At 69.1% G+C, this 26,256-nt stretch carries 19 protein-coding genes and 1 pseudogene; 12 read left to right on the forward strand and 8 right to left on the reverse strand.

Annotation, left to right across the window (positions count from 1 at the left end):
• Nucleotide 1: 1 nt before the first annotated feature.
• The 3 genes from BXA10_RS06030 to BXA10_RS06040 form a co-directional block, all read right to left on the reverse strand.
• Nucleotides 2-3,955: an SGNH/GDSL hydrolase family protein gene (locus BXA10_RS06030; protein WP_076468446.1), complete on the reverse strand. Its 3,954-nt coding sequence runs from the start codon at nt 3,953-3,955 to the stop codon at nt 2-4.
• A gap of 186 nt (nt 3,956-4,141) precedes the next feature.
• Nucleotides 4,142-4,612 (reverse strand): DUF2690 domain-containing protein, encoded by a 471-nt coding sequence (locus BXA10_RS06035; RefSeq protein ID WP_076468448.1) that lies wholly within the window; start codon nt 4,610-4,612, stop codon nt 4,142-4,144.
• A gap of 234 nt (nt 4,613-4,846) precedes the next feature.
• The gene (locus BXA10_RS06040) at nt 4,847-6,328 is read right to left on the reverse strand and encodes a glycosyltransferase family 87 protein (protein WP_076468450.1); all 1,482 of its coding nucleotides are present in this window, start codon (nt 6,326-6,328) and stop codon (nt 4,847-4,849) included.
• 219 nt (nt 6,329-6,547) lie between these two features.
• Between BXA10_RS06040 and BXA10_RS06045 the strand changes: the two genes are divergently transcribed.
• Nucleotides 6,548-7,399 (forward strand): AfsR/SARP family transcriptional regulator, encoded by an 852-nt coding sequence (locus BXA10_RS06045; RefSeq protein ID WP_139337898.1) that lies wholly within the window; start codon nt 6,548-6,550, stop codon nt 7,397-7,399.
• Nucleotides 7,400-7,563: 164 nt separating this feature from the next.
• Here BXA10_RS06045 and BXA10_RS06050 read toward each other — a convergent pair.
• Nucleotides 7,564-10,353: pseudogene (locus tag BXA10_RS06050) on the reverse strand (transglycosylase domain-containing protein); the annotation flags it as partial.
• Between the two features lie 196 nt (nt 10,354-10,549).
• Nucleotides 10,550-10,996: a DUF5318 domain-containing protein gene (locus BXA10_RS06055; RefSeq protein ID WP_076468456.1), complete on the reverse strand. Its 447-nt coding sequence runs from the start codon at nt 10,994-10,996 to the stop codon at nt 10,550-10,552.
• Nucleotides 10,997-11,169: 173 nt separating this feature from the next.
• Here BXA10_RS06055 and BXA10_RS06060 point away from each other — a divergent pair, with 173 nt between their 5' ends.
• The gene (locus tag BXA10_RS06060; RefSeq protein WP_076468458.1) at nt 11,170-11,808 is read left to right on the forward strand and encodes a PadR family transcriptional regulator; all 639 of its coding nucleotides are present in this window, start codon (nt 11,170-11,172) and stop codon (nt 11,806-11,808) included.
• A 23-nt stretch (nt 11,809-11,831) separates the two neighbouring features.
• Nucleotides 11,832-12,911 (forward strand): inositol-3-phosphate synthase, encoded by a 1,080-nt coding sequence (locus tag BXA10_RS06065; RefSeq protein WP_076468460.1) that lies wholly within the window; start codon nt 11,832-11,834, stop codon nt 12,909-12,911.
• Nucleotides 12,912-13,033: 122 nt separating this feature from the next.
• Here the strand turns inward: BXA10_RS06065 and BXA10_RS06070 are convergent, their stop codons facing one another.
• A complete protein-coding gene (locus BXA10_RS06070) occupies nt 13,034-13,513 on the reverse strand; it encodes a methylated-DNA--[protein]-cysteine S-methyltransferase (protein ID WP_076468462.1) in 480 nt (159 codons plus the stop codon).
• A gap of 68 nt (nt 13,514-13,581) precedes the next feature.
• Nucleotides 13,582-13,986, reverse strand: a complete 405-nt coding sequence (locus BXA10_RS06075; RefSeq protein ID WP_076468464.1) for a hypothetical protein — start codon at nt 13,984-13,986, stop codon at nt 13,582-13,584.
• A gap of 206 nt (nt 13,987-14,192) precedes the next feature.
• Between BXA10_RS06075 and BXA10_RS06080 the strand changes: the two genes are divergently transcribed.
• Together BXA10_RS06080 and BXA10_RS06085 are read left to right on the forward strand one after the other, a co-directional pair.
• Nucleotides 14,193-14,705, forward strand: a complete 513-nt coding sequence (locus BXA10_RS06080) for a hypothetical protein (protein ID WP_425436039.1) — start codon at nt 14,193-14,195, stop codon at nt 14,703-14,705.
• A gap of 29 nt (nt 14,706-14,734) precedes the next feature.
• Nucleotides 14,735-16,231, forward strand: coding sequence for a flotillin family protein (locus tag BXA10_RS06085; RefSeq protein ID WP_076468469.1), 1,497 nt, complete (start codon nt 14,735-14,737; stop codon nt 16,229-16,231).
• Nucleotides 16,232-16,295: 64 nt separating this feature from the next.
• Here the strand turns inward: BXA10_RS06085 and BXA10_RS06090 are convergent, their stop codons facing one another.
• Nucleotides 16,296-17,756, reverse strand: a complete 1,461-nt coding sequence (locus BXA10_RS06090; RefSeq protein WP_076468471.1) for a CCA tRNA nucleotidyltransferase — start codon at nt 17,754-17,756, stop codon at nt 16,296-16,298.
• Nucleotides 17,757-17,882: 126 nt separating this feature from the next.
• Here BXA10_RS06090 and murJ point away from each other — a divergent pair, with 126 nt between their 5' ends.
• The 7 genes from murJ (at nt 17,883) to BXA10_RS06125 (ending at nt 26,252) form a co-directional block, all read left to right on the forward strand.
• On the forward strand, nt 17,883-19,643 hold the full coding sequence (gene murJ / locus BXA10_RS06095; RefSeq protein WP_076468473.1) for a murein biosynthesis integral membrane protein MurJ: 1,761 nt from the start codon (nt 17,883-17,885) through the stop codon (nt 19,641-19,643).
• Between the two features lie 435 nt (nt 19,644-20,078).
• Nucleotides 20,079-21,680 (forward strand): protein kinase family protein, encoded by a 1,602-nt coding sequence (locus tag BXA10_RS06100; protein WP_076468474.1) that lies wholly within the window; start codon nt 20,079-20,081, stop codon nt 21,678-21,680.
• Between the two features lie 43 nt (nt 21,681-21,723).
• Nucleotides 21,724-22,473, forward strand: a complete 750-nt coding sequence (gene sigM / locus BXA10_RS06105) for an RNA polymerase sigma factor SigM (RefSeq protein WP_076468476.1) — start codon at nt 21,724-21,726, stop codon at nt 22,471-22,473.
• On the forward strand, nt 22,470-23,450 hold the full coding sequence (locus BXA10_RS06110; protein ID WP_076468478.1) for a hypothetical protein: 981 nt from the start codon (nt 22,470-22,472) through the stop codon (nt 23,448-23,450). The genes sigM and BXA10_RS06110 overlap by 4 nt, the downstream gene beginning before the upstream one ends.
• Before the next feature lie 179 nt (nt 23,451-23,629).
• Entirely contained in the window at nt 23,630-24,583 is a 954-nt protein-coding gene (gene trxB / locus BXA10_RS06115; protein ID WP_076468480.1) for a thioredoxin-disulfide reductase, read from the forward strand.
• A gap of 31 nt (nt 24,584-24,614) precedes the next feature.
• Nucleotides 24,615-24,938 (forward strand): thioredoxin, encoded by a 324-nt coding sequence (gene trxA, locus BXA10_RS06120; RefSeq protein WP_076468482.1) that lies wholly within the window; start codon nt 24,615-24,617, stop codon nt 24,936-24,938.
• A gap of 147 nt (nt 24,939-25,085) precedes the next feature.
• Complete coding sequence (locus BXA10_RS06125) at nt 25,086-26,252, forward strand: N-acetylmuramoyl-L-alanine amidase (protein ID WP_076468484.1); 1,167 nt, start codon at nt 25,086-25,088, stop codon at nt 26,250-26,252.
• Nucleotides 26,253-26,256 lie beyond the last annotated feature (4 nt).

Raw genomic sequence — 26,256 nt, forward strand, 5'->3', positions numbered from 1 at the left:
GTCACATGCCCATCATATCGACGGCCACATGGTTCATGACCGATGCGTAGCGGGATGTGCCGTCCTTGTTCGGATGAAAGGATTGCTGCGACAAGCCCCAGCGATTCCAACTCTCCGGCAGATAGTCCGGCAGTGGGCCATTCTCACCCGGCGTGAGGGTAAGGACTATCTTGTTGAGCGCCTCCGGGTCGCCGCATACTCCGTGGCCGGCGAACGCGACCGTGGGGTCACCGAAGTAGGTGGGGATGCCCTCGGCGCTGGCCTCCGTGCTGGCCTGCCCCATCACCGTGGCCAGCAGCAGAGCGGTGCTGTTCAGCCACGTCCGTTCCCCATCGTTGATCTCGCTGAAGCAGAAGAGACCTGTCTGCTCGAACAGCTTCGGGTAACCCATCAGCAGAATCTGTGCGTGGGGCGCCTTCTTGTGGATTTCCCGCAGCACCGTTTTGATGGACTGCTTGACCGGCCCTTCGATGTTCTGCTTGACGGTCGCCGCAAGGGGCTCCGTGTCACCAGGATAGGTGTCGGTGTCGCACTGAAAGCTGTTCAGGATGCAGAACTGGAGCACATCGGCGAAGCGCGCGTCGTTGCCGCCGATCGACAGGGTCACCAGAGTGGTGTTCTCATCAAGGAATCCGCGGTCGAGTTGCGGCAGTTCACCCCAGTGGTAAGCCGCCGACTGTCCCCAGGCGTTCGTCGGGAGCGGCTGCCCGTCTGGCGCGGTGTAGCCGGGCAGCAGGTTCTCCGTCTCGGCGCCGGAGCAGGCGAGAAACTGGTAGTCCATGCTCGGGTCCCAGGCGTCCGAGCGGCTGCCGATGTTCGACGTGCTGTCGGAGAGCACGGCCAATCGAGACCAGGCGTACCGCGACCGATGGCACACATCCTGGTAGCGCACCTGGTCGTTGACGACTTCCTTGTAGTCCGTCTCCGGGTAGTAGTCGGCTCCGTCCAGGCTGGAGGCACCCTCACCGGAGGAGAATGAGTCACCCAGCGCGACGATTTGATGCCGAGGCTTGGCAGCCAGCTTCTGCACGGCGATGGCGTCCCACGCCACGTCTTCGTCACCGGTTCCGTCGTACGCCTCGTTGGTCAACCGCACCCGCGGTGTACCGGCGAACTTGAAGACCCCGAGGGATACCCACTGACTGCGCTGTACGCGTTGCAGGATCACACGCTTCTTGCCGCTGGCAAACCCGGTGCCGAGATCGACCTCGTACGCGGCCTGGCGGGTATGCGCGCCCTGCTCCGGCAGGTGCACCATCACCCGGGCCCAGCCGTTGACTGCCTGATTCAGGGCCCAGGTACCCGTTACCTTCATTTTTCCACCAAGGTCGCCCGGCGCCCAGGTATGGGCGAACCAGAAGTGGCCCCCGAATCCGCCACCGATCTGATGAAAGTCGACCTTGGACGCAAACCGGCCTGCCGAGTCGTTGGCAAAGGTCAGCCCAAAGGTCCCTGAGTTGGTCCAGTTATTCGTGCATCCCGCACGGATTGGGGGAGTCCCGCCAGGGACGTCATCGACTATCAGGCTGCCGGAGGGCAGGCCGGACAAATCGCATTTCGGCGGGTAGGTGTTTGCGTCTTCCTGGTACGCATACCCAGGATCGAACCGCAGGACCTCGTTGCCGAGTTGGCTGGGGCCCTTCCACGTTGCCGACTGGTGGTACCAGCACACCAGGTCGTACTTGCCCGCAGCGTTCTTGTGCGCGCAAGGCCCTGCGGGCTCGCCCACCACGTCGGGATCGTCCGGCGTGTGCAGCTCGCCGGGGTGGCAGTCGTTCGAGTCGTCGCAGAACAGGTACGTCGGCGGTTTCACGTTGACCCGGTCCTCGACCGAAACCCACCAGGCTGCTCGAAAGCCCGCCACGGAGATGTCCGGGCCCTCCGGCAGGCTCGGCGGGTGCCCAGCAAAGCCCAACACCTTCTCCTGGTAGGGCCAATCCTGTGGGTGAGCGGCATCGGCGTAGGTGTCCTCGAGGAAGGGCCTGCGGTCCGGCTTGTATCGCGGGTTGGCCGGGTTGTTCGCCCAGCCCAGGCCCCATGGCTCGCCCGTGCCCAGATCTGGATGCAGGCCCGAGTTGTAGGCCCACAAGGCGTAGAACCAATTCTCCAGACCGGCTGGGTCTCCGTTGTTGATGATCAGATTAGCGGCTCGGGTTTGGTTCCACTTGTCCTGCAGCACCCGCAATCCGGCCGCCACGTTGGCGGCGAAGTCGAGGGCGACCGCCCGCTGCGAGTCGTACGGCAGCAGCGTCTCTCCGGGCTTCGCGTGCCCACTGCGCCGCATCCCGTCGGTGAGCTGGGTGACACCGTAGCCGCAGTCGGCCTCATCCCAGCGCACGTCCCAGTCGTCGTCCGGGTTCTCGTTGTAGATGTCGCGCCCGTAGAAGTTGCCGATCAGCGGATTGCCGGTGACTCCCGGCAGGGCGTGACGCGTTGCCTGCCACATGTTCGATTCCTGGGCAACCACGCCCAGCATCACCTGCGCCGGCACCCGGCCGCCGCCGAGCAGTTGGTGCGGCGGGAACAGATCCTGTGGTGTGTACGCCGGCATCCCGAGGTTTTTCCAGTTGGCGGGTCTCTGCACGTACAGAGAGTTAGTGATGGCCTGGTCGATTGCCCACTCCACCTGCCGCGGCTTGGGCTGCAACACCTGGTTACGGGGATCGTTGCGCGGCACCGAACACCACCGCTCGTCCTCGGCGGGTTCCGTATCGGAGCCGGTGGCGTCGAGCGAGCGCTTGCCGTCTGCGGATGATGCATCTGGCCGCAGGGCTGCGGACGGATCTGTTGTAGTTGATCGCGGTGTCACCTGGAAGCTGACGTCGCGACCCGTGCCCGTGACTCGGGCTTCGATGGCGACCCGGCCGACTTCGGTGGCCTGCGCCGTCGATTCGGCCATCGCACCTTGGTCGGTACGCTGCACCCGGGTCAGCGCAAGCTGCCCCTCTGAGGAAAGTTCCGCCGCCGCCGGCACGTCGAGTCGTTTGACCCCGTCCGGTAGCGCCTGCAGCTCGGTCGGCCGCCCGGTGATGAAAAGCTGACGGCTCGCCCCGGCGCCGACCGACAGATCGCCGAGTGGCCCCTTTGCTAGCGTCCGCACCGTCGCACCCGGCCGAGGCGCCACGTAACCCACCCGCGCCCCGCCGTCGGGGCGGTCGATGAAGAGGACGTTGCCCTTCCGGTCGGTGGTCATACCAAACGGTGTGCCGGCAGTGCGGACGAGCGGGACGAGTCGGCCACCTTTTTTCACCTGCACCAGGCGGGATCCGCCCGCAGCCACGATGCCAGCTGGGGTGAGTACTGGTGCCGTGAGCTCGGCCTCCACAACCTCGGCACCGCCGAGCTTTCCGGTGGCGACGTCGAGCGTGGTCAGTCGAGTCCGCGGCTGATCGCTCAGATTCTCCTCACGCTGACCATTCAGCTGGGTGAGCACGGCGCTCTCCCCCGCACCGCAACTGGGATTGAAGTACGCGAGCGATGTGCGGATCGGCAGTCGGGTGACCTCGCCAGTTTTCAAGTCAACCGTGGCGGTGAATCCACCCCGGTCGAACAGGTCCGACCTGTTCGTGAAGGTCCGTGGCGCGTACACAACCACGAGCCGGCGACCGGACGCGGTCAGGCACGCGTTGCCGATCCACTGATCGGCTTCCACACCGGGGACCGTCAGGTCGGCCACTCCGTGCCAGGTGTACCCACTGCTGACGGTGGCGGCCAACACGTGGAAGCCATCGGCGTCGCCGGAGGTCGTCCAGGCAAGGTCAGACGAGTGCGTCCACCCCTGCGGGAGCAACTGGTCGCGATGTTCGGGTCGAATGGTGTTGGTTGCCTTGGCCTGCTCCGCCTTCGGCGGCGATGCGGGCTCGGGCGGGGCGGCGGCTGCGGGGAGCGCGGGTGCCGCCGAAGCGGCGACGACGACTACGGCGGCCGCCGCTAGGGTGGCCCATTTTCGGATCATGGCCTTCCTACCTCGAGAGGGGATGGGACCAAAACACACTCATCGAGGCCGCCATCGTTCGGCCATCAGCGCCTCATCAGTTCTCAAGGGAGGGCGCAACAGTCCATCCACTAACACACACGCGACGGCGACGGCATGCCGCTACGAATGGAGCGGCATGCCGTCGACGGAGCGAGGTTGCAACTGTCAGTTAACGCAATACTCCATCCACTGGGCCAGTGCCGAGTAGTAAAAGTAGAGGCAGCCACGCGGGTTCTGGTTGGCGGCCGCCATTGGCGTCCAACCCGTCTCGCCGGCGTACGCGGCCAGGGTCTTTTTGTACGTCACCGAGTTGCCCTTGATGCGTGCCTCGCCCGTCGATCCGTACTGATTGGTGTACCTGGTCCAGTAGGCCTGGCAGCCGGAGGAATACCTCAGCTCGATGTAGACACCGTTCTTCGCCACCCCGTCCGCCACCGTCGTTCCGGTGCAGCCCAGCGAATTGGGATCCTTTCCATTGCAGGAAAGGTAACCGGACCCGCCACCGTTGCGGCAGAGGTCGGGATCGGCCGCAGTGCCCGCCCACGCCGCATTGGGCGAAGCCACGAGGGCACTGGCGGCCAGCACCGTCGCCGCCAGGAAGTTCCGTGTCCGCCTGAAATTGAAAACCCGAGCCACAGCAGTTCCTCTCACTCACAGTGATCGGGCCGACTGTAATCATGGGGCTCATCATTTCCCCATCGCCCGGCCACCACGATCCCGCGCCGCTCACACGGCAAGACGTCAAACCACCACGTAGGCAGGACCGATGACCCGCCGATGGGAAGACAACGGCATCGTCTGGCCTGCGACCGTGCAGCGTCGCGGCTCCTGCCCGGCACCTTGGCCCGGCCCAAGCCGGCAACTCCCCGGTCAGACCCGAGCGGTGGGGTCGGCAGTAAACCGTGATATCCGTCTCGCCATCCATGGCGCATCAGGAGCGCCGTCGAGCACCCCGCCGTCCGGGTCGTCGGCGTACGTGGCCCGGACGGCGTCGCGCCCCGGTCGCAGGATGTCGCGCACGATCAGCCCGCAGAGCACCACCACGGTGACCAGCCGCAGGCTGGCGGCGAGCACGAACACGCCCTCCGGGAAGACGGGCCGCCCGGTGGAGGCGCCGAGCAGTTCGCCGTAAAACGCCGCGAAGTAGCAGACCTCGGCCAACTGCCACGCGAGGAAGGCCCCCCAGCGCGGCCTGGCGAGCACGGCGAGCGGCAGCAGCCAGAGCACGAACTGCTGGGACCACACCTTGCTGAAGATCAGGAAGGCGGCGACCACCAGGAACGCGAGCTGCGCCAGCCGGGGACGGCGTGGTGCCAGCAGGGCCAGGGCGGCCACCCCGAGGCAGACCAGCCCGAACAGGGCGTACGAGAGCAGGTTGAGCGTCGGGATGTTGCCGTTCAACCACTCGAACGGGCCCTGGCCGCCGACCTTGCCGTCGAGGTAGCGGCCGATGTACCAGAGCGTCCCCCAGTCGATGGGACGGGTGCTGTTCAGTTCGAAGAAGCGGTCCCAGTTCTCCCAGTACGGCACAGCGGCGGGCAGGTTCACCGCCACCAGCGCGACCGCGCCCGCCGCGATGGCGGTGAGCGCCGCGCGCAGCCGCTTCGCCCGCAGGGCGAGCAGCAGCAGCGGCCAGAACAGGAAGAGTGGCCAGAGTTTGGCCGCGCCGGCCAACCCGAGCAGCGCGCCGGCCAGCACGGGCCGCCGCTTCGCCCAGGCCAGCAGGCCGAACGCGCCCAGCCCGATGGCGAGCAGGTCCCAGTTCACCGTGGCGGTGAGCAGCAGAGCCGGCGACAGTGCGAAGAGCGCGGCGTCCCAGGGTCGTCGGCGGCGCAGTGCCAGGATCACCGCGACCGTGGCCACGGCGAGCGCGCCGAGCACCAGCGCGTTCAGGTTGTAGAACCACTGGCCCTGGTTGATGCCGGGGTCCTCGTTCCCGAGGGCGTGCACCGGCAGACCGAGCGCACCCATGAGATAACCGGTCAGCACCGGGTACTCGACAGGGTGGTCCCGGTAGGGCACCTTGCCCTCGTTCAGCCCTTCGGCGTAGTAGAGGGCGAGCACGTCGGTGTAGCAGAACCGCGTGTACTGCACGTTGTTCTGCCAGGCGCCGTCCTGGCAGGGGGACTTCTGCACCCAGTGCAGCGCCAGCGTCAGGCAGACGAGGGCCAGGACGATCCGGGCCGCCGTCCAGAACCGACGTTCGCGGCCGGCCGGCCGGTCGAGGGCCACGGCGTGGTCGCCCAGCGGGCCGCCGATGAGCCCGGAGACTCCCCGGACGAACCCGTCGGAGCGGGACGGGTGGTCGCTGGTGCGGGCATCGCCGAGGCCGGGCGTCGACTGGGTGCTCATGAAGAGGCATCCTGCCGCAACACCGCGAGGAGAACGAGCACATGCCCCCACGTCAAGGCGTCTGCCCGAGACAGCTGCTCTCCCTCCGTGTGACCTTTTGTACCCACAGCAACGCACATATTGTCCCGTTCACCCCTTCTTCAGTCCTTGACGGACATGGAGGAACGGCTATGCTGAGCGCGGTCGTCCCACGGCCAGGAGAAAGCCACGGGGGCAGTTGTGGAATTTCAATTTCTCGGTCCACTGACCATGCGATCAGGCAATTCCTCTTTCCATATTTCGGGGGAGCGCGGTCGCAAACTGCTTGCCCGCCTCGTAATCGACGTCAACCACGACGTCACCATCGATCGTCTAATAGACACCGTATGGGACGCCGATCCGCCGGCCACTGCGCGTCAGCAAATCCAAAACCGCTTGGGCCGACTCCGCGCCCTGCTGTCGCAAAATGCCTCGGGCCAACAGATCGTCCGACATGGCAACTGCTACCAGTTGCAATCGGCCGAAGAACACGTCGACGGATTGAGGTTTCGCCGGCTCTGCGCCGAGGCGGATATCGCCCACCGGTCTGGTGATGCGGCGCACGCGACCGCTCTACTCCGCCAAGGGCTCACATTGTGGCGCGGGAATGCGCTCCAGGACATCCACTCGGACGCCTTACAAGGGGATGCCACCCATTGGGAGGAGTTCCGCCTCCGCGCCATCGAGAGCCTGGTGGCTCTCGAATTCGCTAGGGGAGCCGGAGTTTCCATCATTTCCGATTTGCAGTCCTGGGTCGCTAGATATCCCTATCACGAGGGTCTGCACTGCCGCCTGTCTGAGGCCCTGCACGAGGCGGGGCGAACGGTCGAATCGCTGGCCGCCATCCGGGATCTACGGCACCGGCTAGATTTGGAACTGGGAATCGCACCGGGCGCCGCAGTCAATGAGCTGGAGCGAAGCATTCTCGTAAGCCAGGAGGCACTGCCACCAGCCAGCATCCACCTTGACCGGGAGGCAGCCGAGGCGCTGCGCCGGGCACTGAGCGAAACCACGCGTGCACTGGCGATCCTGGCCACTGTCTTGGCCTGCTGACCGAAGCCGAACGTTCGGGTCGCACCGCTAGCACTCTCTGGAGTTCGGGCCTGAACTGAGGACTACCAGGGAATAATCTGACGCCGCCGGCGGCCGGACAGGGGTCCGGCCGCCGGCGGCTCGAATTTCGTTCAGTACTGGTCGGGTGGTGTGCTCGGTAGCAGTCCGCCGCCACGGCCTCCGCCGCCGGGGCCTCCGCCGCCGGGCCCGTCCGGTCCGCCACCGCCGGGATTGCCGCCACCAGGGTTGCCGCCACCGTTCGGTGGGCACAGCACACCGAACGGGTCGGCGCACGGCGGCGGCTGCTGGGTGGGCGGCGGTGCGGGCTCGACCCCGTTGCCGGCCTTGTCGTCGCCCATGCCGGTGATGTTCGGCAGGTCCAGCTTGTCCTTGCCCTTGAGCGCGGCGTCCATGAACCGCTTCCAGATCGGCCCGGGCAGGCTGGAACCACCGATGTGGGTGCCGTCCTTGAGTCGGATCTGCGGCTTGTTCTGGTCCCGGCTGCCCACCCAGACGGCGGTCGCCACCTGCGGTGTGTAGCCGACCATCCACGCGTGCGCGTTGTCGTCGCTGTCGTATTCCCAGGTGCCGGTCTTACCGGCGGCTTCGCGGCCGCCGTCGAGGGACGCCCTGTTCTTGCCCGGGATCTCCTTGAGCACCGCGGTCACCTCCTTGGCGACCTCCGGCTTGATCCGCTGCTGCGGCTTGATCTGCTCGCCGGTGCCGGGCACGTTGACCCACTTGCCGGTGTCCCGGTCCTGCTTCTGGATCTTGCGGATGAAGTGCGCCTTGATGTACTTGCCGTCGTTGGCGAACGTCGCCATGCCGTTGGCGTGGTCCAGGACGGTGATCGGGTACTTGCCGAACCCGGTCCGGTTGTCGAACGGGTTCCGCTCCTTCTTCGACAGGTCGTAAGCGCGCGGCGGGTCGACGCCCCACATGGTGGTCACGCCGGCCTGCTTGGCCATGTTGACGACCTTGTCCGCGCCGATCTTGTCTGCCACCCAGTAGAACGGCACGTTGTACGACTGGACGGTGGAGACCTCGAGGGTGCACCACTTGTGGCAGATGCCGTCGCCGCGGCCGGCGTTGCCGATCTCGTTCTTTTCGGGCTCGCCTTCGGGAACGAACGGCGTCGCGTCCCAGTGCGACTTCACCGAGATACCCTCGTCGATCGCGGCGGCCAGCGTGTAGACCTTCATCGACGAGCCCGGCGGGTGTCCACCGGTGAGGTCGCCGTTCTTGTCGATGTTCTTGCCGGCGTAGTCGAAGTCGGCGCCGCTGTCACCGCCGTAGTAGGCGAGCACCCGGCCGGTCTTTGGCTCGATGGACACCACTGCGGCCATCAGGTTCTTCGGCTGACCGTAGAGTTCCGAGCCCTTCACCGACTGCCGCGCGGTGTTCTCGGCAGCAGTCTGCATCTTCGGGTTGATCGTGGTCGTGATGCGGTAACCGCCGTCCCGCAACTCGTCGACGCAGTTCGGCTTGCCGGCCGCGCCCGAGTCGGAGCAGATGCCCATGGCATCCATCTCCTGCCGGACGTAGTTGATCACGTTTCCACGCGGGGTGTCGACGCCGAACCCCGCGCCGCCCTTCTTCGGCGGCAGCACCTTCGGGTATTCGGTCGGCGCCGGCTCCTTGCCCGCGGCGTTCAGCCAGCCCTTCTCGACCATGCCCTTGATGACGTAGTCCCAACGGCTCTTGGCATCGGTCGGGTTGACCGCCGGGTCGTACCCCCTGTGCGTGGCGCTTGCCTCCGGCTGCTTGATCAGGGCCGCGAGCACCGCACCCTCGGCTGGCGTGACCTTGTCGATGTCCTTGCCGAAGTACGTCTGTGCCGCCGCCTGGACGCCGTACGCCCCGCGGCCGAAGTAGATGACGTTGAGGTAGTGCTCCATGATCTGGTCTTTGCTGAACTGGTCGTTCAGCTTCGAGGCGAAGATCGCCTCCTTCACCTTGCGGGCGTACGTGTCGTCCTGAAGGTTCTCGTACGCATTGCGGGCATACTGCTGGGTGATCGTGGAGGCACCCTGCTTGTCGCCGCCGGTGAGGTTGTTCCAGGCGGCCCGGACGATGCCCTTGTAGTCGACACCGGAGTGCTCGTAGAAGTTGCGGTCCTCCGCGGAGGCGACCGCGTCCCTGACGTACTGCGGGATCTGATCGATCTTCACGAGCTGCCGGTTCTCTTCGCCGAGTTTGGCGATCGGCGTCGTTTCGTCGCTCATGTAGACCGTCGTGGAGAGCGGCAGCGGCAACGACTGCGGCAGCACCACGTTGGTGGAGTAGTAGGTGAAGCCGACGACGCCGATACCGGCGAGCATGATGAGCACCGCGAACCCGGCGATGATGAAGTTCATCCGCTTGCGCTTCTTCGCCCGCGCCGCGCCCGCCGAGTCACCCGCACCGCGACCACGGCGCGGTCCACCCGGTCCGCCTGGGCCACCCGGCCCACCCGCCCCCGGCGGGACGCTCGCCCGGGCCACCGAGGCACGACCACCGACCGACGCGGACCCGACACTCGCCCGTCCGGCGGAGGCCGCGCCCACTGCCGCGGCGCCGACGGAGGCGCGACCGGCCGGACCGGCCGGGGAGACCGGAACCGAGGCTCGGCCCGCGCCCGCGCGTCCGGACGCACCGCCCGGTGCCGGCGAGACCGGCACCGACGCCCGTCCCGGGCCACCGGCCGATGCCGAGCCGACCGAAGCGGAACCGACGGACGCCGCACCGGAGGCGCCGCCACGCGACGGGACGGATGCGCGCCCGCCCGAGCCGGTGCCGCGGGACGCCACCGACGCGCGTCCGGCCGAGGCCGAGGCCTCCTGGCCCGACCAGCCGTTTCCGCGCGCGTCCTCGCCGGGGCGACGGTACGAGCCGTCCGCTCCCCGTCCGGGGTCTCCGCTCGGATTCGGGATCTGGGCCCGCCCGCGCGAACTGGGATCGCCGTACGAGTTCATTCCTCACACCCTGCCGGTCGCGGTGGGGCACCACTGCGCCACCACCGGGTTGCCGTGAGCCGATTCACGCGTGACTGCGACACATGTGTGCCGAACGCGCGACATCGCTGCCCGATTAATCGGGCTTATCAGACCAATCACCGTCGTCCATCCTGGCGCTCCTGTGCGACGCCGGGATCGGGCGACCGGTTTGGACTCACCGTTGGGCCTCTCGCCTTCGCCGTACCGTGCCGGAGACGTCGCCACCCACCGCGTCGCCCTCCGATCCGCCCTCGGCCAGGCCGTCCCGACCGAGCAGGTACTGCTCGACAAGATGGTTCCAGTCACAGCCGAGGCACACCTCCACCACAAAGACCTGGAACTCACGTAGCGTCATCGCCAGCACCGGCAGCTCCGCCAGTGTGCGGGCCTGACCGGCGGACTGCTTGAGTTCGTCGCCGTAAATGTAGTGGACGTGGATGAGGTTCTCGCTCCGGCAGATCGGGCAGCGCTCGTCGGTCGGCTCGCCATGGAACCGAGCTGCGTTCTTGAGGTACGGCGAGGCGTCGCAGACGTCGTACGTGCCGACCCGGCCGGCCAGGAGCTCACGCAGCACCGCTCGCTTCCGAAGCGAGTAGTCGACAACCTGGCGCTGCGTACGCATGCGGAGAAGGGTACGCGCTCCGGCCGAACGAGGCGACAGGGGTGACTATCCGTAGTCGAAGGACCTCGTTTTCGGGGTTTGCCCTGATCGGGGCGAGCGACTAACGTGCGATGTATCGGTCCGATACATCGCGGCGGTTATCGCTCCGCGCAGAGGGTAAGAGGGGATGGCCCGTGCTCGAGCTCGCCATCCTCGGCCTGCTGCAGGAGTCTCCGATGCACGGCTACGAGCTGCGCAAGGAGTTGGCTGCCAAGCTCGGCGCAATCCGAGCGGCGATCAGCTACGGCTCGCTCTACCCGACCCTGCGCCGGCTGCAGGCGGCGGGCTGGATCACCGAAGCTGCTGAGACACCCGCCACCGCCGAGGAGGTTCCCGCGCTGACCAGCCGACGTGGTCGGGTGGTCTACAAAATCACCGCGGAGGGCAAGGAACGCTTCGCCCAACTCATCGCACAGACGGGGCCCGAGACGTACGACGATACGGGCTTCGGTGTGCACTTCGCGTTCTTCGCCCGGACCGACCAGGCGACCCGGCTCCGCATCTTGGAGGGTCGCCGACGCAAGATCGAGGAGCGTCGCGAGGGACTTCGCGACGTACTGGCACGGGCGGCCGAGCGCCTCGACGCATACACCCTGGAACTGCAGCGCCACGGACTTGAAGCCTGTGAGCGCGAGGTCCGCTGGCTGGAGGAGCTCATTGCAAACGAGCGCTCCGGCCGTGCCCCGACGGTCCCGCAACTCGGGACGGCCGGCGGCCGACGAGAAGAGTTCAGCCCGCCTCCACCTGGAGAGTCCAGGAAAGAGCGGCCGTGATGAAGAAGAAGGAGGCAGACGCTATGGGCTCCGTCCGCGTCGCCATCGTCGGTGTGGGTAACTGCGCCTCGTCCCTCGTGCAGGGCGTCGAGTACTACCGGAACGCCGACCCCAACGATCGCGTCCCGGGTCTCATGCACGTCACCTTCGGCGACTACCACGTCTCGGACGTGCAGTTCGTCGCGGCGTTCGACGTGGACGCCAAGAAGGTGGGCATGGACCTCGCCGAGGCGATCGTCGCCAGCGAGAACAACACCATCAAGCTCTGCGACGTGCCGCCGACCGGCGTCACCGTGCAGCGCGGCCCGACCTTCGACGGTCTGGGCCAGTACTACCGCGAGATCATCGAGGAGTCGGACGCCGAGCCGGTCGACGTGGCCAAGGCGCTGCGCGACGCCCAGGTCGACGTCGTGGTCTCCTACCTGCCGGTCGGCTCCGAGCAGGCCGACAAGTTCTACGCCCAGGCCGCGATCGACGCCGGCTGCGCGTTCGTGAACGCCCTGCCGGTCTTCATCGCCTCCGACCCGGAGTGGGCGAAGAAGTTCGAGGACGCGGGTCTGCCGATCGTCGGTGACGACATCAAGAGCCAGGTCGGTGCCACCATCGTGCACCGCGCGCTGGCGAAGCTCTTCGAGGACCGCGGTGTCGAGCTGCTGCGCACGTACCAGCTCAACTTCGGCGGCAACATGGACTTCATGAACATGCTGGAGCGCAACCGGCTCGTCTCGAAGAAGATCTCGAAGACCCAATCGGTCACCTCCCAGATCCCGCACGAGATGCAGAAGAGCGACGTGCACATCGGCCCGTCGGACCACGTGCCGTGGCTGGACGACCGCAAGTGGGCGTACATCCGCCTGGAGGGCCGTTCCTTCGGTGACACCCCGCTGAACGCCGAGCTCAAGCTCGAGGTGTGGGACTCCCCGAACTCGGCCGGTGTCATCATCGACGCGGTCCGGGCCGCGAAGATCGCGCTGGACCGCAAGATCGGTGGCCCGATCCTGTCGGCCTCGTCGTACTTCATGAAGTCCCCGCCGGTGCAGTACGCCGACCACGACGCGCACGCCGCCGTGGAGGCGTTCATCGCCGGTGAGGTCGAGCGCTGACGCGCCGACGCAGCAAAGCAGTGAGGGCCGGGTCCGGGTGGACCCGGCCCTCACTGCATCCGGCCCTCGGACGACGATCCGGAACGCCTGAAGCCGCGACCGGCGGGTGCCCGCCGCCGTGGTCAGGACCAGGCGCGTTGCAGCGCGATCCGGGCCTCCAGTTCCAGCAGGTGCACCTTGCGGTCCAGCCCGCCGCCGAAGCCCACCAGCTTGCCGCCGGCGCCGACGATCCGGTGGCAGGGCACGATCACCGGCACCGGGTTGCGGTTGCAGGCGACGCCCACCGCCCGAGCGGCCCCCGGGTCGCCGACCAGCCGCGCCACCTCGCCGTAGGTAAGCGTCTCGCCGTGCGGAATACGGGTCATCTCCCGCCAGACCGCCCGCTCGAAGTCGGAGCCGCGCGGAATCCTGACCGGCACGGTGAAGTCGGTGAGCTCGCCGGCGAAGTACGCGCGCAGCTCGGCGACCGCCTGCCGGGCCGGGTCGTCCTCCGGCTCGGCCGCGGCCGCGTCGACCCGCCCGAAGTGCGTCCCGCACACGCTCGTGCCATCGGTGGCCACGGAGAACTCGCCGATCGGTGAGTCGAGCACGGTCCAGCGCATCCGTCCATTCTCCGCGCCCGTACGACACCTTCGCCAGGCCAGGCATGCCCGGCGCGGTTCCGGCCCGATCAGAGCAGGTTGACTCCGAGCAGCAGCGAGCCGGCGATCAGGCAGCCGCCGCCGAGGACGGTCAACCAGATCAGCTTGTTGGGCCGGGTGTCCTGGGGGCGTACCACCGAGAGGAAGAAGCCCAGCGGCATCAGGACCGGCGCTGCGACCAGCAGTGACCGGATCGCGGTGCGCGTGCCCTCGGACGCGTCGGCCTGGTCAATGTAGGGCAGGACCGCGAGCGCGAACAGGACCAGCACGCCGGCGTGGGCATGTCCGGCCGTCCAGAGGCCGCGGCGCACCGGGTTGTCGAGGTAGCCGCCCTTGCGGCGGGCGAGGTGAGTGAGCAGCGTCAGGCCGCCGTACGCGACGGCGACGACGGTGATCAGCAGGATGCCGGCGGTGGTCAGGGTTGCCGAGGACATGGGGGCACCTCCATCTTGTCGCCGTAAAGATTGCCAAGCCGACGACATCTTGTCAATGGCTAGATCGAGCTCGGAACAATATTCGATGCTGATCGACCTCAAGGGCCGGGAGTTGGCCCGGCAGTCGCTGCCGCAGGCGCTGGACAACCTGACGCTGACGGCCGGGCCGGTCTGATGCGTTGCGGAACGTCGATACCGTGCCGGGCGTGGCCACGGGGACACTCGCTTTTCTGATCATCGGCGGGGCCGGCGTCGGGGTACTGGCGCTCGCCCTGCTCGGCACGGAACTGCTCCACTTCGGCGGCGCCGACGTCGACGGGCCGGTCTCGCTCGAGACGGTCGCCGGTTTCGCGGGCGCCTTCGGCTTCGGAGCCGCGATCGTCAACGAGCTCATCGGTGGTCGGACCACCGGCGCGGTCGCCTCGGCGGCGGCCGGCGGAGCGCTCGCCGCGGTTCCCGTCGCCTGGGTCGCGGCCCGGCTGGGCCGCGCCGCCCGCCGGATGCGGACCGATGCCACCCCGACCCGGAACGACCTGGTCGGCGCGGTGGGGCTGGTCGTCACCCCGGTACCGGTGAACGGCTACGGCGAGGTCCGGATACGGCTGGCCGGTCAACCGGTCAAGCTCAACGCCCGCGCCGACCAGGCCATCGCCGTCGGCACGCGGATCTTCGTGGTCGAGGCGCTCAGCGAGACCAGCGTGCACGTCGAGCCCTACTGATCCAACCCCCTCGCAGACAGGAAACCTGCATGCCCCTTTTCATCGCCATCGGAGGCGCCGTCCTCCTCGTCCTCGTTCTCGTGCTCTTCGTGCTCTCGCGGATCAAGGTCGCCGGGCCGAACGAGGCGTTCATCGTCACCGGCCGCAAGGGCCGCACCACCCAGACCGCCGACGGCGGCCGATCGACGGACATGTCCGGGCAGAAGGTGGTGCTCGGTGCGTCGGTCTTCGTCCTGCCGGTGGTGCAGAAACTCCAGTCGCTCGACCTGTCCAGCCGCCGCATCGACGTCGGCATCAAGGGCGCGGTGAGCAAGCAGGGCATCCGCGCGGACCTGCACGGCGTCGCCATCGTCAAGGTCGGCGGCACCGAGGATGCCATCCGGGCCGCCGCCCAGCGCTTCCTGCACCAGCAGGACGAGATCGAGGACTTCACCCGGGAGGTGCTCGCCGGCGCGCTGCGTTCGATCGTCGGCCGGCTCACCGTCGAGGAGGTCATCCGCGATCGGGCCGCGTTCGCCAGCGCGGTGGCCGAGGAGGCCGAGCACTCGATGACGAACCAGGGCCTGGTGCTGGACACCTTCCAGCTCCAGGACATCCTCGCCGAGGGCTCGTACCTCCAGGACCTGGGCCGGCCGGAGGCGGCCCGGGTCCTCAAGGACGCGGCCATCGCCGAGGCCCGGGCTCGCCAGCAGGCGGAGCAGGAGCGGCTGCTCGCCGAGGAGGCGATCGCCGAGGCCAACCGGAACCTGGCCCTCAAGCAGGCCGGGATCCAGGCCGAGATCGACGCGGCGAAGGCGAAGTCCGCGGCCGCCGGGCCGCTCGCCCAGGCGGAGCGGGACCAGGCGATCCTCTCCGAGCAGCAGAAGGTGGCCGAGCGCAACGCCGAGCTGAAGCAGCGGCAGCTCGACACGGAGGTGCGCAAGCCCGCCGACGCCGCCCGGTACAAGGTGGAGCAGGAGGCCGAGGCGGCCCGCAACGCGGCGGTGCTGCAGGCCGACGCCCAGCGGCAGTCGGTCATCGCCGCCGCCCAGGCCTCCGCCGAGCAGGCCCGGCTCACCGGTGAGGGCGAGCGCGCCCGCCGGGCCGCGCTGGCCGAGGCGAACGCGATCGAGGGCGCCAAGGAGGGTGAGGCGGAACAGCGGCGACGTTCGGCCATCGCCGAGGCCGTCGAGCGGGAGGGTCAGGCCGAGGCCGCGGCGATCCTGGCCAAGGGTCAGGCCGAGGCCGACGCGATGGCCCGCAAGGCCGAGGCGTTCGCCGCGTACGGGGAGGCCGCCGTGCTCGACCTGCTGGTCAAGGTGCTGCCCCAGGTGGTCGAGGCGGCGAGCGCGCCGATCGGTGCGATCGACAAGATGACCGTCATCTCCACCGACGGCGCGTCGTCGCTGACCAAGTCGGTGGCAGGCAACGTGGCGCAGGGGCTGCAACTCGGCAGCGACCTGACCGGCATCGACCTGGCCGGGCTGCTCGCCCGGCTCGGCGCGGCCGCCGACAACGGCAAGTCGAAGCCGGCCGTCGAAGCCTGAGCCGAAGGGACGGGCCCCTCGTCAACGCGCGGCGCGTTGTCGTAGGGGCCCTTCTTCGTGCCGGTCAGGAGACGATGCCCTCGTCGCGGGCCCAGCGGAGCAGTTCCGCCTCCGCGGCGTCACGGTCCAGCGGGCCGCGCTCCAGACGCAGGTCCTTCAGATATTTCCAGGCCCGGCCCACCACCGGCCCCGGCGGTACGCCGAGCAATTCCATGATCGCGTTGCCGTCGAGGTCGGGGCGTACGCGTGCCAGGTCCTCGTCGGCCGCGATCCGGGCGATCCGCTCCTCCAGCGCGTCGTAGTCCGCGGCCAACTGTGCCGCCTTACGACGGTTACGGGTGGTGCAGTCCGAGCGGGTCAGCTTGTGCAACCGGGGCAGCAGGTCACCGGCGTCGGTGACGTAGCGGCGCACCGCCGAGTCGGTCCACTCGCCCCGGCCGTACCCGTAGAAGCGCAGGTGCAGCGCGACCAGCGCGGTCACCTTGGCGGTGACCTCCTTCGGGTAGCGCAGCGCCTTCATCCGCGCCTTGGTCATCCGCGCGCCGACCACCTCGTGGTGGTGGAAGCTGACCCGGCCGTCCGGGCCGACCGCCTTGGTGTCCGGCTTGCCCACGTCGTGCATCAGCGCGGCCATGCGGAGGATGAAGTCGCAGCCCTCCTCCTCGAAGCCGACCGCGTTGCTCACCACGGTCAGCGTGTGCTCGTAGACGTCCTTGTGCTGGGCGTGCTCGTCGATCTCCAGTTTCAGCCCGGTCAACTCGGGCAGGAAGCGCTCGGCCAGCCCGGTGTCGACCAGCAGCCGCAGCCCGGTGATCGGGTCGGCGCCGCAGAGCAGCTTCGTGAACTCGTCCCGGATCCGCTCGGCGGTGATCCGGTCCAGGTCGGCCGCCATCGCGACCATCGCCGCGCGCACGTCGGGATGCACCGCGAAACGTAGCTGCGCGGCGAACCGGGCGGCACGCAGCATCCGCAGCGGGTCGTCGCGGAACGACTCCTGGGGCGAGGCGGGCGTACGGATCACCTTGGCGGCGAGGTCGTCGAGACCGCCGTGCGGGTCGGTGAACCGGTGCTCGGGCAGGCTCACCGCCATCGCGTTGATGGTGAAGTCGCGCCGCTTCAGGTCCTCGACGAGGCTGGTGCCGTACTCGACCACCGGGTTCCGGCTGACCTGGTCGTACGCCTCGGCGCGGAAGGTGGTGATCTCCAGCCGCAGCCCGTCGCGTTGCGCACCGATGGTGCCGAACTCACGACCGGTCTCCCAGACCGCCTCCGCCCAGCCCTTGACGATCCGCAGGGTCTCGTCGGGGTGGGCGTCGGTGCAGAAGTCGAGGTCCTCGCCGAGCCGCCCGAGCAGGGCGTCTCGCACGGAACCGCCCACGAGGTGCAACTCGTGACCGGCCCGGGCGAACCGGCGGCCAAGCTCGTCGGCGACCGGGGAGACCCGGAGAAGTTCGGCGACGGCGTTGCGCTGCGCGGCGGTCAGTTCGCGGCGGTCGGCGGCGTGCGATGCGGAGGCTTCGGACATGGGATCGCCAGCCTATCGGGCCGGGTCTGGATCTCCTGCGGCGGGCGCGGGTAACGGGTTCGGGTTGACTAAGGTCTGTGACGTGCGGGCAGGTGCCCTGCTTGACGTACCCCGGGGAGGCTGGAGATGAGCGGCGGGCTCTACCGCAGCGCGAACGCCGCACAGGGCGGTGGCCCCGGCGGGTACGACGGACGACCTCCGTCGGACGGCGCCACCTTCATCTCTGCGGAGCCGCTGAACCAGCCGGCGGCGGAGGCGGTGGCACCACCGCAGGAGGTCGTCGCGGAGACGAGTGCCGCCGCGAACAGCGCCGTGATGGCAGTCGGCAGTCTCGTCAGTCGGGGCACCGGCTTCCTCCGGAACCTGATGATCGGCGCCGCGCTGGGCAACCTGGTCGGCAACGTCTACACCACCGCGCAGTTCCTCCCGAACCAGGTGTACGAGTTCCTGCTCGGCGGCGTGCTGACCAGCGTGCTGATCCCGGTGCTGGTGCGACGCAGCAAGGCCGACCCGGATCGGGGTGAGGCGTACGCCCAGCGGCTGCTCACCCTCGCGGTGCTCGCGCTGGCCGCCGCGGCGTTGATCGCGGTGCTCCTGGCACCGGTGCTGACCACGCTCTACGCCAGCGGCAAGGACCCCGCCTACACCGGCTTGGTCACGAAGCTGTCCTGGCTGATGCTGCCGATGCTCTTCTTCACCGGGTTGAGCGCGCTGATCGCCGCGGTGTTGAACACCCGGGGGCATTTCGCCGCGCCGATGTGGGCGCCGATCCTCAACAACCTGGTGGTCATCGGCACGTTCGGCCTCTACATCCTGTTCTACGGCGCGAAGGCCATCCGGCCGGAGGACATGGGCTGGGGACGGATCCTGCTGGTCGGCGGGGGCACCCTGCTCGGTGTGGCGGTGCAGTCCGCCGGCCTGCTGCCGGCGCTGCGCAAGGTGGGATTCCGGTGGAAGCTGCGGTTCGACTTCCGCGAGCTGGGGCTGCGGGAGCTGGCCAGGCTCGGCGGGTGGATGTTCTGCTACGTCGCCGTCAACCAGCTCGGCCTGTTCGTGATCGTCAACGTGCTCACCCGGGCGGCGGGCGAGGACAGCGCCGGTCTGCTGATCTACAACAACGTCTTCCTGCTGCTGATGATGGCCCACGGCATCATCGCCGTCTCGATCATCACCGCGCTGATGCCACGGATGAGCGCCGCCGCGGCCGACGGCCGGTTCCACGAGGTCACCGCCGACCTGTCCCGGGGCACCCGGATGGTCACCGCGGTGCTCGCGCCGATCGCGGTCTGCTACGCGGTACTGGCCGCGCCGATCGCGGTGGTGGTCTTCCAGTACGGCGCGTTCAGCGGTGACAACGCGGTGGCCACCTCGACGGTGCTGCTGGTCGCCGCACTCGCCCTGGTGCCGTTCGCGATCAGCCAGCTCTTCACGTTCGCCTTCTACGCCCTGCCGGACACCCGCACCCCGGCGCTGGTGAACATCCCGGTGGTGGTGCTGCGGGTACTGATCCAGGTCGGCCTCTATCTCGCCTTCTCGCGCACCTTCGCGGCGGCCGGCATGATGCTCGGTAACGCGATCTCGTACGTGGCGGCGGCGGTGATCTCCGCGATCCTGCTACGGCCGCGGATCGGACGCATCGGGCTCGGCGCGATCATGCGCACGATGGGCCGGGTGATCGTCGCGGCGCTCGGCGCCGCCCTCGTCGGTTTCCTCGTGGTCACCGTGCTTCCGGGTGACTCGGCGCAGTTGGGTCGGGGCGAGGCCGTACTCCAGCTCGTCATCGGCGGCGCGGCGATCGGCGTGACCTACCTGGCCCTCGCCATGGCGTTGCGGATCGGTGAGATCACCGAGGTGGTGGGCATGGTCCGGCGCCGCCTCGGCCGCTGACACCATCGCCGAACCGCCGGTACGGTGCGTCACCGTGGATCACCAGCCTGGGGATGCGCCTGTGGATAACTCAGCGATTCACCGGCCAACCGCCGGATCGGCCTGTGGATAACCAACCGTACGGCTGAGCGTGGCCGACCGTACGGTGGGAACGACGGAGTTGGGCGCGCGACCACCACTCCGGTCCGAGCCCCTCCGGCAGCCTCTTGCGGCGAACCCGTAGATTGGCTAGTACATGTGCCAGCAACGTGACTGACAACGGTCGTAACCGGACGGCGTGTCATACCCCCGGCACCTCCGGCGGCTACGGCGGGAAGATGACATGTCGGGGAGGCGGGCAACCCGGGTAAGGTCGCTCTCGACGGGTACGGCAGGCGGCGGCGCTCGCGTCGGCACCGGTCGGCCGGTTCCTTCGAAGGCAGAGCGGGAAGCCACATGCCCAGCAGCGCGGGTCCATCGATCGACACGATCACCGAGGGAGGACGGGTGACCCAGGTCGGCGAGGGTCAGGACGCGGACGAGAGCGCTCCGCCGGTCATGACCTTCGGTGCTCCCACGACCGGTGAGATCCTCGCCGAGCGGTACGAGCTGGTCGAACACATCAACAACGACAGTGCCGGGCGGTTGGTCTGGCGAGGTGTCGACGTCATCCTGCGCCGCCCTGTCGCGGTCGTGCTGCGCTACCCGGGCGGCGACTCCGCCACCGAGATGCTCCAGGCCGCCGTCGCGGCCAGCCGTGTCATCCACCCCAACCTCGTCGGCGTCTACGACGCGATCGACGAGGACGAGCGGGCGTACGTGGTCCGTGAATGGGTGGACGGACGGTCCCTGCGGGAGATGGTTGCCGACGAACCGCTGGACTCGGCCCGGGCGACCGCGATCGGCTCCGCCGTCGCCAGCGCGCTGGCCGCCGTCCACGCCACCGGAATGGTGCACGGGAACGTACATCCCGGCACCGTCATGATCTCTGACGACGGCCGGGTGGTGCTGGCCGACGCGCGTACCGACGGGAACGACAGCCAGGAGAGCGACGTCCGCGCGGTCGGCGGCATCCTCTACTTCGCGCTGACCGGGCACTGGCCGCACACCGAGGCGCCGCTGCGGGGCGCCACCGCCGGACACGGCCGTGCCGCCATCCCCGACGCGGTCCGGGACGCCGACGGCGCGCTCGCCGCGCCCCGGCAGGTCCGTGCGGGCGTGCCCGCGTACCTCGACGATCTGACCATGGATCTGCTCGACGCCGAGATCGCGCCGCCGTCGTCGGACGTGCTCGCCGCCGAACTGGCCCGCCTCGACGTACCGGCCGAGGATCAGTTCCTCGACAACAGCGGCCCGTTGCGCTTCGCGGCCGAGCCCGGGGAAGAGCCCTCGCCGCTGGCCGCCGCGGGTGGCCGCAAGGTCGCCATCGGCATCGCCGGGCTGCTGGCGGTCGCCCTGGTCGGGCTCCTGATCGGTATCAGCACCCTGGGCGGCGACGACAAGGACCCGCAGACCAATCCGGTGGCTGCGCCGAGTTCCAGCGCACCCGCCCAGGCCGAGCCGCCGGCCGCGGCCGTCGGCCCGCTGCGCGTCCGGGACGTACGCATCGTCGACCCGGACAGCAAACTGCGGGATGAGTTGGACCACGCGAACAAGGTCATCGACGGTGACCGGGACAAGGGCTGGGGTACCGACACCTACACCACCGCCAAGTTCGGCAACCGAAAGTCCGGCATGGGGGTCTGGATCGACCTCGGCGGCCCGCACACGGTGAAGTCCGTCCAGGTCAGCCTCTCCAGCACCGGCGCCACCGCCGAACTGCTCGCCGGCACCACGAACCCGCCGTCGACGTCCAACGGCGACAAGCAGCTGGTGCAGGACTACAAGAAGACCCGGATCGGGCAGCCGTTCGAGGAGCACGACGGCACCACGATGGCCTTCGACGGCTTCGACGCCGACACGAAGTACCGCTACCTGCTCTTCTGGATCACCCAGCTGCCGCCGAATGACCGGGGTTACCAGATCGACGTTCAGGAAATCACGGTCCAGGGGTCGTGACCCGGCCGCCACGCTCCGGGCACCGCCTCCGCCGGACGTGGTGATGGAAGAGCACGACACGCGGACGACGGCGGGCCTGCCTACCCCGGCTGGGCCCGCCGACCCGTCTGACGATCTCGCTCTGCTGCGCGCCCACGTCGCCGGCGACCGGGATGCCTTCGCTCAGCTCTTCCAGCGGCACCGTGACCGCCTCTGGGCGGTGGCGCTACGGACCATGGGCGACCGCGAGGAGGCCGCGGACGCGCTCCAGGACGCTCTGCTCTCCGCTCACCGGGCCGCGAGCCGGTTCCGTGGCGACTCGGCGGTCACCACCTGGCTGCACCGGATCGTGGTGAATGCCTGCCTCGACCGCATCCGCCGGCGGCAGGCGCACCCGACTGTGCCGTTGCCCGACGGTGTACGCACCGACGGTGGCTCCGCCACGGGCGGTGTGGAGCCGGCCGCTCCGGTACACGATCACGACACCGCGCTGGTCGTCCGCGAGGCGCTTGCCGCGCTGCCCGTGGAGCAGCGCGCGGCGCTCGTGCTGGTGGACGTACAGGGCTATCCGGTCGCCGAGGTGGCGAAGATCCTCGGCGTGGCCGAGGGGACGGTGAAGAGCCGTTGCGCCCGGGGCCGGGCCCGGCTGGCCGTCCTTCTGGGCCACCTCCGCCCGACGGCGGGCGGTGCGGCGACGCCGGCCGGTAGCAGCTCCGGCGTGCCCCCCGTCACCGACGGGAACCCGCGCCGGGTGGAGGGCGTCGGATCAGGGTCGGGGCGATCCCGGCAGGACGTCAAGCGGGAGGACACGTGACGGTCGGGCGATTCCGGGAGGTCGACCACGATCTGCTCGCCGACTACCTCGGCGGGGCGCTGGACGGCACGCCGGAGCAGGCGGTGGTCGCACGCCTGGTCGCCGAGGACGCTGCCTGGTCCGAGGCGTACGCAGAGCTGGCCCCGGCTGTCGCCGCCGTCGAGGGGGATCCCGCCCGCTGGGGGGAGCCGGCTGCCGAGGTGCCGGTGGATGTCGCCGACCGGATCGTCACGGCGCTCGCCGCGCTGCCTCCGGTGCCCGGTGCGCACGAGGAGAAGCCGTCCGAGCCGGACGTGGACCCGACCGGCAGCCCACTCGTCCCGGCCCAGAGCGGTCGGCGCCGGCCGGCTGTCGGTGTACCGCGGTCGGATCGGGGTGCCCCCACCGGTCCCGGCCGGCAACGGCGGCGCCTGGCGCGGGTGGCCGGGCCGGTGGCGCTGGCCGCGGTCGCCGTGGCGGTCGTCGGCCTCGGGGTCGACCAGTTCGCCGGTGGAGGGGACGACGCACAGACCTCCGGTACCGCCTTGGATGCGCCCGCGAATGCTCCCGAGGCTGGGGCCGCACCGGTGCGGACCACGGGGCCGACGACGCACAGCGGCATCGACTACGCGCCCGTGAATCTGGGCTCTGTGCTCGCGTCCGGCGGGCCCAAGGCGCTCGCGGGTAGTTCGGCCCCGACCGGGCGGGCCGCCAGCGGAGCGCAGCACGACCGGCTGTCGGCGCCGTACCGGGGTGACCAGCTCGACCGGCTGACCGATCCGGCGGCGCTGGACACCTGCCTGAGAGAGATCGCCGCGGAGCACCGGGGCGGTGCGCTCGTGGCCGATCTGGTCGACTACGCCGCGTTCCAGGGCGAGCCGGCGCTGGTCGTACGCTTCACCGACGCGACGGGCGCACGATGGGCCTGGGTGAGCGGCCCGGAGTGTGGGGTGCCGGGCTCCGGCGCGGACACCCGTTATCGGACGCGGGTAGGGTGAGTTCGCGGTCAACCGGCGTTCGGGCATCCGCGTGACGTGACCCACCGGACGCCTGGCGCGGGAATTCCCGGTTCGTACGATGACGTTTCGGAAGTAGCTGCCGGCTCCTCCAGGCGTCGGCACAGGATCGGTATCGTGCGCGCGCCGATGCCGAAACACACACAACTCGGGAGACGGCAGTGGACGAGGTCCGCAACCTGATCATCATCGGCTCTGGGCCGGCCGGTTACACGGCGGCGGTCTATGCCGCGCGCGCCAACCTGAAGCCGCTCATCATCGAGGGTGTGCAGTCCGGTGGTGCGCTGATGACGACGACCGAGGTGGAAAACTTCCCCGGCTTCGCCGACGGCATCCTCGGGCCCGAACTCATGGACAACATGCGTAAGCAGGCCGAACGGTTCGGTGCCGAGTTCCTGACCAACGACGTGACCCGGGTCGAGCTGGTGGACACCGGTGACGCCGGCTCCGGCGCGGTCAGCACCGTGTGGGTCGGCGAGACCGCCTACCGCGCCCGCGCCGTCATCCTGTCCACCGGTTCCGCCTGGCGGCCGCTCGGCGTGCCGGGCGAGCAGGAGTACCTCGGCCACGGCGTCTCCTCGTGTGCGACCTGCGACGGCTTCTTCTTCCGGAACCAGCACATCGTCGTCGTCGGCGGTGGCGACTCGGCGATGGAGGAGGCCAGCTTCCTCACCCGCTTCGCCGACTCGGTCACCATCATCCACCGCCGTGACTCGTTCCGCGCCAGCAAGATCATGGCCGACCGGGCGCTGAACAACGACAAGATCAAGGTCGAGTGGAACACCGTGGTCGAGGAGGTCCTCGGTTCCGACGGCAAGGTCTCCGGTGTCCGCGTCCGCAACGTGCACACCGGCGAGACCAAGGAACTCGACGTCACCGGCGTCTTCGTGGCGATCGGCCACGACCCGCGTAGCGAGCTCTTCCGCGGCCAGGTGGAACTGGACGACGAGGGGTACGTGAAGGTGGAGGCCCCCACCACCCGGACCAGCGTGCCTGGCGTCTTCGCGGCCGGCGACCTGGTAGACCACACCTACCGGCAGGCGATCACCGCCGCCGGTACGGGCTGCGCCGCCGCCCTCGACGCGGAGCGCTTCATCGCGACTTTGCAGGGCTGAACAACCCGAACGACCCTGGAGGAGGGCCATAGTGGGAACAACCAAGGCTGTCACCGACGCGAGCTTCGCCAGCGACGTGCTGAAGTCCGACAAGCCGGTGCTTGTCGACTTCTGGGCCGAGTGGTGCGGGCCGTGCCGCAAGGTCTCGCCTCTGCTCGAGGAGATCGCGGGCGAGATGAGCGACCAGGTCACCATCGTCAAGCTGAACATCGACGAGAACCCGGAGACCGCCCGGGCGTACCGGGTGATGTCCGTACCGACCCTGACGATCTTCAAAAACGGCGAGCCGGTGCAGTCCATCGCCGGCGCCAAGCCCAAGGGCGAGCTGGTCAAGCTGATCGAATCGGCGCTCTGACCAACACCTACGCCGCGACCCCGCAACCGGTCCATCCGGTTGCGGGGTCGCGTTTTTTCGCCGGGCGAGCCACCTCACCCGGCCGGAACGCATAACCTCAAGCACGGGCCGCCCGGCCAGCCAGCACCCGTGCAGAGGGGGTCGTGCGTGCGTCCGATCCGTCCCGGTGATCGCGGACCCGCGGTCACGGAGATCCGTACGGTCCTGGCCGGTCTCAACCTGCTGCCGCCGGCGGACGGCGCGCAGATCGACGAGTTCGACACCGCGACCGAGCGGGCGGTACGCGCCTTCCAGCAGTCCCGCGGGCTGAGCGTGGACGGTCGCGTCGGTGCGGAGACGTGGCGGGCCCTGGAAGCGGCCCGCTGGCGGCTCGGCGCGCGCACCCTCTACCACGCGGTGCCCGAGCCACTGACCGGCGAGGACGTTCGTTCGCTGCAGGAACGCCTGCTGGAGATGGGGTACGACGCCGGCCGGGCAGACGCCATCTACGGCATCCGGACGTCCCGGGCGGTGGCCCAGTTCCAACGCGAGGTCGGCCTGACCCCAGACGGCGCGTGCGGTCCGCACACCATGAACGCGCTGCGCCGGCTCGGCCGGAAGGTGGTCGGCGGTCGCCCCCAGTGGCTGCGCGAGTCCGACGCCATCCGGCAGTCCGGGCCGACCCTCGTCGGCCGGACGGTGGTGATCGACCCGGGCCACGGCGGCACCGACCCCGGTGTGGTGGTGCCGGACGGAACGCTGCGCTGGACCGAGGCGGATCTGGTGCACGACCTGGCGAGCCGGCTGGAAGGGCGGCTGGCGGCCTCCGGTGTGCGAGTCCAGCTCACCCGCGGCCCGGCCCCCGGTGAGTGCCTGCCGGACACCGACCGGGCCCAGCTCGCCAACGCGCTCGGCGCCGACGTGTTCATCTCGCTGCACACCGATGGGCACCTCAATCCCGACGCCGACGGGGTGGCGACCTACCACTACGGCACCAACAACGGCGTCACCTCGGCGACCGGCGAGCGGCTGGCGGGGCTCGTACAGCGGGAGATCGTGGCGCGTACCGGGCTGCGGAACTGCGGCACCCACGCCAAGGCGTGGGACCTGCTCCGGCTGACGCGAATGCCGGCGGTCCGGGTGGAGGTCGGTTACCTCACCTCACCGACGGACCGCGCCAGGCTGGTCGACCCGCGGTTCCGTGACCGGGTCGCCGAGGCGATCGTGGCCGCCGTACAGCGGATGTACTTCCCCATCGAACGGGACGTGCCGACCGGCTCGATCGACGTCAGCGAACTCCGGGCGGTGGTGGCGGCCGGCACGGTGGTCGACTGATCCC

The sequence above is a fragment of the Micromonospora avicenniae genome (assembly GCF_900156065.1).
Taxonomy (GTDB): domain Bacteria; phylum Actinomycetota; class Actinomycetes; order Mycobacteriales; family Micromonosporaceae; genus Micromonospora; species Micromonospora avicenniae.

Excerpts from the sequence above, each read along its gene's own strand:
- BXA10_RS06030 (WP_076468446.1), bottom strand. The coding sequence starts at position 3,955 with ATGATCCGAAAATGGGCCACCCTAGCGGCGGCCGCCGTAGTCGTCGTC.
- BXA10_RS06040 (WP_076468450.1), bottom strand. The coding sequence starts at position 6,328 with ATGAGCACCCAGTCGACGCCCGGCCTCGGCGATGCCCGCACCAGCGAC.
- BXA10_RS06055 (WP_076468456.1), bottom strand. The coding sequence starts at position 10,996 with ATGCGTACGCAGCGCCAGGTTGTCGACTACTCGCTTCGGAAGCGAGCG.
- BXA10_RS06065 (WP_076468460.1), top strand. The coding sequence starts at position 11,832 with ATGGGCTCCGTCCGCGTCGCCATCGTCGGTGTGGGTAACTGCGCCTCG.
- BXA10_RS06070 (WP_076468462.1), bottom strand. The coding sequence starts at position 13,513 with ATGCGCTGGACCGTGCTCGACTCACCGATCGGCGAGTTCTCCGTGGCC.
- BXA10_RS06075 (WP_076468464.1), bottom strand. The coding sequence starts at position 13,986 with ATGTCCTCGGCAACCCTGACCACCGCCGGCATCCTGCTGATCACCGTC.
- BXA10_RS06085 (WP_076468469.1), top strand. The coding sequence starts at position 14,735 with ATGCCCCTTTTCATCGCCATCGGAGGCGCCGTCCTCCTCGTCCTCGTT.
- BXA10_RS06090 (WP_076468471.1), bottom strand. The coding sequence starts at position 17,756 with ATGTCCGAAGCCTCCGCATCGCACGCCGCCGACCGCCGCGAACTGACC.
- murJ (WP_076468473.1), top strand. The coding sequence starts at position 17,883 with ATGAGCGGCGGGCTCTACCGCAGCGCGAACGCCGCACAGGGCGGTGGC.
- BXA10_RS06100 (WP_076468474.1), top strand. The coding sequence starts at position 20,079 with ATGCCCAGCAGCGCGGGTCCATCGATCGACACGATCACCGAGGGAGGA.
- sigM (WP_076468476.1), top strand. The coding sequence starts at position 21,724 with ATGGAAGAGCACGACACGCGGACGACGGCGGGCCTGCCTACCCCGGCT.